This is a genomic window from Streptomyces sp. WAC05292, from assembly GCF_003949955.1.
GTDB classification, from domain to species: domain Bacteria; phylum Actinomycetota; class Actinomycetes; order Streptomycetales; family Streptomycetaceae; genus Streptomyces; species Streptomyces globosus.
Genome location: NZ_RPSE01000431.1, coordinates 1 through 5,044, shown reverse-complemented (window position 1 = coordinate 5,044; position 5,044 = coordinate 1). Strand labels below are relative to the sequence as shown.

Annotated in this window: 6 protein-coding genes; 3 read left to right on the top strand and 3 right to left on the bottom strand. The window is 76.3% G+C overall.

What is annotated here, in order from left to right:
• The first annotated feature begins 140 nt into the window (after positions 1–140).
• Positions 141–1,511, top strand: a complete 1,371-nt coding sequence (locus tag EF903_RS28545) for an erythromycin esterase family protein (protein WP_125547904.1) — start codon at positions 141–143, stop codon at positions 1,509–1,511.
• Between the two features lie 39 nt (positions 1,512–1,550).
• Here EF903_RS28545 and EF903_RS28540 read toward each other — a convergent pair whose 3' ends face one another.
• The 3 genes from EF903_RS28540 to EF903_RS28530 form a co-directional block, all read right to left on the bottom strand.
• Positions 1,551–2,624, bottom strand: a complete 1,074-nt coding sequence (locus EF903_RS28540) for an RNA ligase family protein (protein WP_125547903.1) — start codon at positions 2,622–2,624, stop codon at positions 1,551–1,553.
• A 108-nt stretch (positions 2,625–2,732) separates the two neighbouring features.
• A complete protein-coding gene (locus EF903_RS28535) occupies positions 2,733–3,101 on the bottom strand; it encodes a hypothetical protein (RefSeq protein WP_125547902.1) in 369 nt (122 codons plus the stop codon).
• A gap of 61 nt (positions 3,102–3,162) precedes the next feature.
• Positions 3,163–3,831 carry a type III effector protein gene (locus EF903_RS28530; RefSeq protein ID WP_125547901.1) on the bottom strand — a complete coding sequence of 223 codons (669 nt, stop codon included), beginning with the start codon at positions 3,829–3,831 and terminating at the stop codon, positions 3,163–3,165.
• 175 nt (positions 3,832–4,006) lie between these two features.
• Between EF903_RS28530 and EF903_RS28525 the strand changes: the two genes are divergently transcribed.
• Both EF903_RS28525 and EF903_RS28520 read left to right on the top strand, forming a co-directional pair.
• Positions 4,007–4,435 (top strand): Hsp20/alpha crystallin family protein, encoded by a 429-nt coding sequence (locus EF903_RS28525; protein ID WP_125547900.1) that lies wholly within the window; start codon positions 4,007–4,009, stop codon positions 4,433–4,435.
• A 50-nt stretch (positions 4,436–4,485) separates the two neighbouring features.
• On the top strand, positions 4,486–4,881 hold the full coding sequence (locus EF903_RS28520) for a DUF2267 domain-containing protein (RefSeq protein ID WP_125547899.1): 396 nt from the start codon (positions 4,486–4,488) through the stop codon (positions 4,879–4,881).
• Positions 4,882–5,044: the final 163 nt, after the last annotated feature.

Sequence of the window (5,044 nt, the reverse complement as noted above, 5' to 3'; positions counted from 1 at the left end):
GCCCCCTCGGGCTGTCCCGCCCCCTCGGGGGCGGGACGGCCCCCGGCCGAGTGGGAGGGGATCCCCAGCGCCCGGCGCTCCGAAGAACGCCATGATCATTCCACCGGCCCTACGCGGCACACGAGTTGGGGAGTGATCGGATGAACAGGCCAGGAACGGCGACCGGGCGGCGGAAGCTGCTGGTGCTCGCGGCGGGGGCCGCCGCGGCGGCCCTGACGGCACCGGCCGCCCGGGCGGCGCCGGCCGCGCGGCCCGGCCCGGCGGAGTCCGCGGCAGGAACCGGGGACTCGGCCGTCGTCCGGGCGCTGGAGCGGGCGGCGCATCCGCTGCGTTCGACGGAGCCCGGCGGCCGTACGGACGACCTGCGGGCCCTGGGCTCGATGGTCGGCGACGCGAGGGTGGTGGGAGTCGGCGAGGCCACGCACGGCTCGCACGAGTTCTTCGCCATGAAGGAGCGGGTCTTCCGCCACCTCGTCGAGGAGCGGGGCTTCACCACCTTCGCCCTGGAGATGAGCTGGTCGGCGGGGCTCCGGATCGACGAGTTCCTGCAGGGCGGCCCCGGCGACGCCCGGACCGTCGCCGCCACGGCTCTGCGGGGATCCCCCTGGGAGCGCGAGGAGTTCGTCAGTCTGATCGCCTGGATGCGCGACCACAACCGCCGCAATCCGCAGCGGCCGGTCCACTTCATGGGCGACGACCTCGGCGGCCCGGGGCTCGGCGGCGACATCTTCGACCGGGTGCTCTCCTCCGTGCGTGCCACACGGCCGGAGTCCCTGCCCGAGCTGACGGAACTGTACGCCGCGCTGCGCCCCCTCGACGACATCTTCGCCCACCTGCGCAGACCGCTCGCCGAGCGCCGCCACGACGCCGCCCTGGCGCAGCGGGCCCTGGACCTGGTCGCCGCACACGAGGGCGCCGGCGGCGAGGCCTACGGCTGGACGGTGCAGCACGCCCGCAACATCGCCCAGACCTTCGCGTTCGCCACGTTCGACCTCGCCGACCCGGGGTCGGTGACCGCAGCGGAGCGGCTGCGCGACCAGGCGATGGCCGACAACGTCCTGTGGTGGCAGCGCCGCACCGGCCACAGGATGCTCCTGTCCGCGCACAACGGCCACGTGGGCTACCTGTCCACCGACCCCTCCATGTACCCGCGCACGCAGGGCGCCGTCCTGCGCGAGCGCCTCGGCCGCGCCTACGCCGCGGTCGGCTTCAGCTTCGCCGGCGGGGCCTTCCTCACCAAGGACACCTCCCTCGGCGGGGAGTGGCAGCCGGTCCGGGTGCCGCAGGCGGCTCCCGGGTCGAACGAGCACACTCTCGACCGGGTCCGGCACCGCGACTTCTACCTGGACCTGCGGACGGCGCCGGCCCCGGCCCGCGACTGGCTGGACCGGGCGCGGCCGGTCCACGACGCCGGATCGGTGTTCAAGCCCGACCTGCCGGACCTCGCGCTCGGCCGGGCCTACGACGTCCTGGTCCACCTGCACCGGGTGCGGGCCGCCGACCGGCTCTGAGATGGTCCCGCCTCCCCGGGGCCGGCGGGGCCGGCTCGGTCAGGGCCTGCGGCGGTCGGCCGCGTCGAAGCGGGCGAGGGCGAGCGTTCCGGGGTGCAGTGCGCGCTCCAGGGCCGCGGACAGGGCGCCGTCGAGGCCGCCGACGGAGTCGGCGAGGTCCAGGGCGGCGTCGCGGGCGATCTCCGCGGCGACCTCCTCGGCCGGTGTGCGCGGGCCCAGTTTGCCGACGGCGGCGGCGGCCCGCGCCGGGGTGAGGAGCGCGGCCGCCTGGGAGAGGAGCCAGCCGGGAACCCCCGCGGCGCCTCCGGGCTGCACGGTGTGGGGGCGCGAGCCGTCGTAGCGCCGGTCCTCGGCGAAGGCCGGGTGCTTCACCTTGGCCACCGGGCGGGTGCCCGCGCCGGCGGCGGCGTCCGGAGCGGGCTCCCACCAGTCGCAGGCGGGCTTGACGACGATCCCCTCGGCGAGGTTGCCGGGCAGCGCGGGCAGGCCGAGGAGCGCCGGCACCCTGGTCTCGAACACCGGCGACGCCTCCTGGACCCGGGCGAGGGTGCCGCGCGCGAGGAGCGGGGCGCAGTGCAGGCCCGCGGCCGCCGCGGCCTCCCGCAGGGCGCGCTCGCCGGCCCAGCAGGTGCCGCCGCCGGTCCGGACGACGGCGTCGAACGGCAGCCAGAGCAGTCCCGGCGCGTACCAGACGCCGGTCTGCACGGGCTCCGCGCCTGCCTCGTGCGGGACTCCGGGGTGCGGGTAGCGTCCGCCGGCGAGTTCCCCGTACAGGGTGACCGGGGCCGAGGGGTCCGCCCCGCAGTGGCGGCGCAGTCCGGCCGCGCACCGGCCGGCGGCGACGGCGAGGGCGGGCCAGATCCGGGCGACGCCGAAGAAGTCGTCCAGGCCGCTCTCCGCGAGCAGTTCGCGGCGCTTGGCCGGGCGGACTCCCCTCCGGTCGCAGTGCACGGCGAAGTTCGCGCCGTGGACCTTCTCCTGCGCGACCCACTCCCGGGCCGCCCGCCCCGTACCGCCGGGCCGGGCCCGGGAGGGGATCTTGGGGTAGGGCGACCAGTCGGCGTCCCGGCCGCGGGCGCCTGCCGGGCGTGTCCGCGGGGCGGACCGGTCCATCGCGGCCTCCGTGGCGTCCGTTCGGTGGGGGGAGGCATGATCGTAGCGGCGGGAGCCGTCCCCGGCGCCTGCATTTTCCGCGGGCACCCGGGCTCGTCCGGGGCGGGGTCAGGAGGCGCCGTCGTCGTAGGTGCCGCGTTCGACCTCGAGGGCCAGGGTGCGCAGGACGTCCTCGGAGGTGAGGTCCGTGCGGCCGTTGTCGTGTGCCATGGCCAGGCTGGTGAAGGCGAGGCTGAAGCCGGCGACCATGCTCTGCAGGGCCGGCCCGAGGGAGACCGCGACCAGGCGGACGACCTCCTTCGGGGCGGCGTCGGCGGGGACGCGGATCGAGGGGAGCATCTCGTTCAGGAGCTCCGTGACGACCTGTGACTCCGCCTCGGGGATCTCGGGGTCCTCGCCCGCCTCCACCGCGTGCCGGATCTCCTGCACCTCCGTCAGGATGGCGATGACCCGCTTCAGGATTTCCGCGCGTTCCATCCCCGGATCGTACCGGCGCCCCCGCGGGCGGGGCAGCGGGCGCGCGTCGGGAGGCCTGCCGCTACTCGCCGCCGTCCGCGCCCTGGCGGCGGCGGTCGCTGGCCCGGCGGACGCGGTCGGTGTGGCGGTTCACGGCGTCGATGCGGTCGGCGAGCTCGGGGTGCCCGGCCCGTACGTGCGGTGCGGCCGCGCTGAGGGGGCCGAGCAGGTCGGCGGCGTCGTCGCCGGCGAGTGCGCTGCGGACCCTGCCGATCGAGGCGCTGCCCGGCCTGTCGAGGCCGGTGAGCGCGCTGACCTGCCCGGCGAGCTGGCGCAGGTCCCCCGCGTTCTGCCGGGCCCAGGTGTTGACGCTGCGCTGCGCCGCGCGGGAGTCGCGGGTGGCCTGGACGCGCTGCTCGCCCGTCGTGCCGACTGCTCCGGGGCGCAGCCGCAGGTAGCGGCGCTCTGCGGCCTGTCTGCTGGCGACGCCGAGGGGGCCGGCCAGGTCGGCCCAGCTCGCGCCGGCTGCGCGGGCCGTCTCGATGAGCCCGCTCTCCCACGAGGCGAGCTCTTCGCGGACCTCGCGCAGGAGGAGCAGGGCGGCCAGGGCGGAGTCGGTGTCGCGGGGGCCGTCCGCCTCCCGGCCGTGGGCGTCCTGGACGGCCTTGCCGATCGCGTCGAGGGCGGCCGCGGCGGCCAGGAAGGAGGCCGGGGAGCCGGGCGGCCCGGCGGGCGGCTGGGGTGTGGTCACGGATACCTCCCGGATGTGGGGACCGGTACGCGCACCGGTGGCGGAGAGACTACCCCGGCATACGCTGCGTCATCCACAAGGTTACATCGGTACTTGTCATCGCTTGGACGACATGGTACAAGGGAAGTGTCCGAAGCGCACTGGCACCGCAGCCGACGACCGGAGGTGTTCTCCCATGCTGATGCGCACCGACCCCTTCCGTGAGATGGACCGCCTCGCCCAGCAGCTCCTCGGCCCGGGGACGTGGTCCAGGCCGTCCGCCATGCCGATGGACGCGTACCGGGACGGCGACACGTACGTGATCGCCTTCGACATCCCGGGCGTGGCGAAGGAGGCCGTCGACATCGACGTCGAGCGGAACATGCTGACGGTCCGCGCCGAGCGCAGGCCCGCCGCCAAGTCGGACCAGGCACAGGTGGAGCTGTCCGAGCGCCCCCTCGGGGTGTTCTCCCGGCAGGTCGTGCTGGCCGACACCCTCGACACCGAGCACATCGAGGCCGACTACGACGCGGGCGTGCTGACGCTCCGCATCCCGATCGCCGAGCGCGCCAAGCCGCGCAAGATCGCCATCGGCGACGGCTCCCGCAAGCAGATCAGCGGTTGACGGCCGGCGGCCTGCGGGCCGCCCACACCCCGGGCCGGGAGGAGCCGGCGATGACCCTGCGATGGGACGCCTTCATCGAACGCGTCCGCGAGCGCGGCGAGTACGGCAGCCGCGACGAGGCCGACCGGGCGGCGCGGGTGGTCCTCGCGCTGCTCGGCGCGCACCTGGTGGGCGAGGACCGGGCCCGGGTCGCCGCGGGCCTGCCCGAGGCCTACGCCCTGATCCTGCTCAACCCGCTGCGGGCCGCGGAACCGCTCGACCCGCAGCGGTTCGTACGGGCCACCGCGGCCTGGATCGAGGGGGCGACGGAGGCGACGGCCCGGTGGGACGTCAGCGCGGTCCTGAGCGTCGTCGCCGACAGCCTCGACGACGAGGTCCTGCGGCGGGTCCTGCTCCAACTGCCGCCGGGCTACGACCTGCTCTTCGGCCGTCCGCAGGACGCCTGAACCGGTCCCGGGGCACCGGGGCGCCGGCCTCGGCCGGGTGCCCGCCGCCATGGGGGCGCGTCACCCGAACGCGCCGCCGCCCGCGGCCGCCGGCGGCAGCGGCGGCGGGCATGCTGGGCACATGGCCGTGCCCGCCGCTCCCCCGCCGACGGAAAGGGCCGCC

Excerpts from the sequence above, each read along its gene's own strand:
- EF903_RS28545 (WP_125547904.1), top strand. The coding sequence starts at position 141 with ATGAACAGGCCAGGAACGGCGACCGGGCGGCGGAAGCTGCTGGTGCTC.
- EF903_RS28540 (WP_125547903.1), bottom strand. The coding sequence starts at position 2,624 with ATGGACCGGTCCGCCCCGCGGACACGCCCGGCAGGCGCCCGCGGCCGG.
- EF903_RS28535 (WP_125547902.1), bottom strand. The coding sequence starts at position 3,101 with ATGGAACGCGCGGAAATCCTGAAGCGGGTCATCGCCATCCTGACGGAG.
- EF903_RS28525 (WP_125547900.1), top strand. The coding sequence starts at position 4,007 with ATGCTGATGCGCACCGACCCCTTCCGTGAGATGGACCGCCTCGCCCAG.
- EF903_RS28520 (WP_125547899.1), top strand. The coding sequence starts at position 4,486 with ATGACCCTGCGATGGGACGCCTTCATCGAACGCGTCCGCGAGCGCGGC.